Consider the following 2,817-nt stretch of genomic DNA (forward strand, 5'->3'; position numbering starts at 1 on the left):
TGACCGAGTTCGCTGGCCGCGTAGTCTATTCGCTGCTCCTTGATTGCGGCTCCTCCGGTGTCGTGCCCGGCTGCCCGGGCTGCTTCACCGAGACGACGACGCGGCGCCGCGCGGTGTGACACGACTCGGAGTGACCCGCGACACACGGCCCTGCCGACGGTCAGATCGAATAGGTGACTCCGGTGAGGCGTTCGGAGAGGTCGAACAGCTCGCGGGCGACCCGCTCGTCGCGCGAGGCCTTGGTCGACCCGACCCGCACCGGATGCCCGCGCAGGCCGCCGAGCTTGTCGGGCCCGTAGAAGGCGCCTGGCTCGACCGGCATGGTGGCGGCGAACAGCTGGGGCAGCGCGCCGTTGTCGGCGCTCTGGGCCAGCAGCCGGTTGCCCAGGGCCATGATCGAATCCATGAAGGTCTCGGTGTGTGACTGCAGGTCGGTGGCGGCGTAGCCGGGGTGGGCGGCGACCGAGCGGATCGGCGAGCCCGCGGCGGTGAGCCTGCGCTGGAGCTCGTAGGCGAACATCAGATTCGCGAGCTTGGCCTGGCCGTAGGCCCGCCAGGTCTGGTACTTGCGGCGCTCCCAGTTCAGATCGTCGAGATCGATCACGCCGATGGCGTGGGCGCCGCTGGAGACGGTGACCACCCGGTCGGTGATCTTGCCGAGCAGCAGCCCGGTGAGCGCGAAGTGGCCGAGGTGGTTGGTGCCGATCTGCATCTCGAAGCCGTCGGCGGTGCGGCGCTGCGGCACCGCCATCACCCCGGCGTTGTTGACCAGCACGTCCAGTGTCTCCACACCGTCGGCGAAGGCGCGCACCGACGACAGGTCGGCCAGGTCGAGGCGGCGCACGTCGGCGCGGGGGCCGATCTCGGCGGCGACCCGTTCGGCCTTGGCCAGATCGCGGCAGGCCATGATCACGTGCGCGCCCTTGGCGGCCAGCGCCTTGGCCGTGACGGCGCCGAGCCCGCCGTTGGCGCCGGTGACCACGAAGGTCCGGCCGGTCTGATCGGGGATATCCGTGGCTTCCCAGCGGCTCATGGCGACGAGTGTAGCCCGGCGGGCCGAACACCATCGGGCATTGAGATAGGGTTACCTAACTTCGATCCGACCCCGACCGGACCCAGTGAGGGAATCGTGACCACAACCACCGACCACCGGGACGGCTACGTGCCCTTTCCCAGCGAGGCAGCCGAGGCCTACCGCGCCGCCGGTTACTGGAAGGGGCAGCCGCTGGGCGATCTGCTGCGCGAGACCGCGCGGCAGCACCCCGAGCGCATCGCCCTGCGCACCGACGCGGGCGAGCGCGACTACGCCTGGGTGGACGCCGAGGCCGACCGCATCGCCCACGGCCTGATCGCGCTCGGCATCACCCCCGGCGACCGGGTCGTGGTCCAGCTGCCGAACGTGCCCGAGTTCCTGACCGTTCTGTTCGGCCTGCTGCGCGCGGGCGCCATCCCGGTGCTCACCCTGCCCGCGCACCGCAGGGCCGAGATCGAGCATCTGACCCGGCTGTCGGAGGCGGTGGCCTACGTGATCGCCGACACCGCGGGCGGTTTCGACTACCGTGAGCTGGCGCAGACCGTGCGCGAGCAGGCGCCCAGCCTGCGCCACGTGCTCGTGCTCGGCGATCCCGGCCCGTTCACCGACCTGAGCACCATTGCGCGCGAGGGTGATTCGCTGCCCGAGATCGACCCGTCCGACATCGCGCTGATGCTGGTCTCCGGCGGCACCACCGGCCTGCCCAAGCTGATCGCGCGCACCCACGACGACTACGTCTACAACGCCACCGCCAGCGCGCGGATCTGCGAGCTCACCGCCGACGACGTCTACCTGGCGACCCTGCCGGCCGCGCACAACTTCCCGCTGGCCTGCCCAGGCATCCTGGGCAGCGTGAGCGTGGGCGCGTCGGTGGCCTTCGTCAGCGACCCGAGCCCGGAGAACGCCTTCGCCGCCGTCGAGCGGCACGGGGTGACGGTGACCGCGGTGGTCCCGCCGCTGGCCCAGCTGTACTGCGCGGCCGTGGAATGGGAAGAGGCCGACCTGAGTTCGCTGCGGCTGCTCCAGGTCGGCGGCGCGCGGCTGGCCGATGTGAACGCCAGGGAGGTGACCCCGGCGCTGGGCTGCGCGCTCCAGCAGGTGTTCGGCATGGCCGAGGGCCTGCTCAACTACACCCGCCTCGACGATCCCGACGAGCTGATCTGCACCACCCAGGGCAGGCCGATGTCGCCGGCCGACGAGCTGCGCATCGTCGACGGCGAGGGCAACGACGTGGCTCCCGGCGAAGAGGGCGAACTGCTCACCCGCGGCCCCTACACCCTGCGCGGCTACTACCGCGCTCCCGAGCACAACGCCCGCGCCTTCACTCCCGACGGCTACTACCGCAGCGGTGACCTGGTGCGCCGCCTGGAATCCGGGCACCTGATCGTCTCCGGCCGGATCAAGGACGTCATCAACCGCGGCGGCGAGAACGTCTCCTGCGACGAACTGGAGGAGCACCTGCTCGCCTATCCCGGCGTCCGCCACGCCGCCGCTGTCGGCCTGCCCGATCCCGCTCTCGGCGAGAAGGTGTGCGCGGTGCTGGTGGTCGAGGGCGAGATGCCGACCCTGCCCGCGATCAAGACCTTCCTGACCGAGCGCGGCCTTGCCACCTACAAGCTGCCCGACGTGCTGCGCCGGACCGACGTCCTGCCGATCACGGCGGTCGGCAAGATCGACAAGAAGGCGCTCAGGGCCACCTACAGCTGAGCGGAGAACACTTCGGGGGGGGGGCCCGGGTGGGGGTGGGGCCCCCCCGGGGGTGGGGGGGGGGGGGGGGGGGGGGG

General features: G+C 71.4%; 2 protein-coding genes. One reads left to right on the top strand and one right to left on the bottom strand.

Annotated features, from left to right (window positions below):
• Positions 1-160: 160 nt before the first annotated feature.
• Positions 161-1,033 carry an oxidoreductase gene (locus QH283_RS12925; protein WP_280503245.1) on the bottom strand — a complete coding sequence of 291 codons (873 nt, stop codon included), beginning with the start codon at positions 1,031-1,033 and terminating at the stop codon, positions 161-163.
• A gap of 96 nt (positions 1,034-1,129) precedes the next feature.
• Between QH283_RS12925 and QH283_RS12930 the strand changes: the two genes are divergently transcribed.
• Positions 1,130-2,740: a (2,3-dihydroxybenzoyl)adenylate synthase gene (locus tag QH283_RS12930; protein WP_280503246.1), complete on the top strand. Its 1,611-nt coding sequence runs from the start codon at positions 1,130-1,132 to the stop codon at positions 2,738-2,740.
• The last annotated feature ends 77 nt before the right edge of the window (positions 2,741-2,817 follow it).

This window comes from Nocardia farcinica (assembly GCF_029867845.1).
Taxonomy (GTDB): Bacteria; Actinomycetota; Actinomycetes; order Mycobacteriales; family Mycobacteriaceae; genus Nocardia; species Nocardia farcinica_A.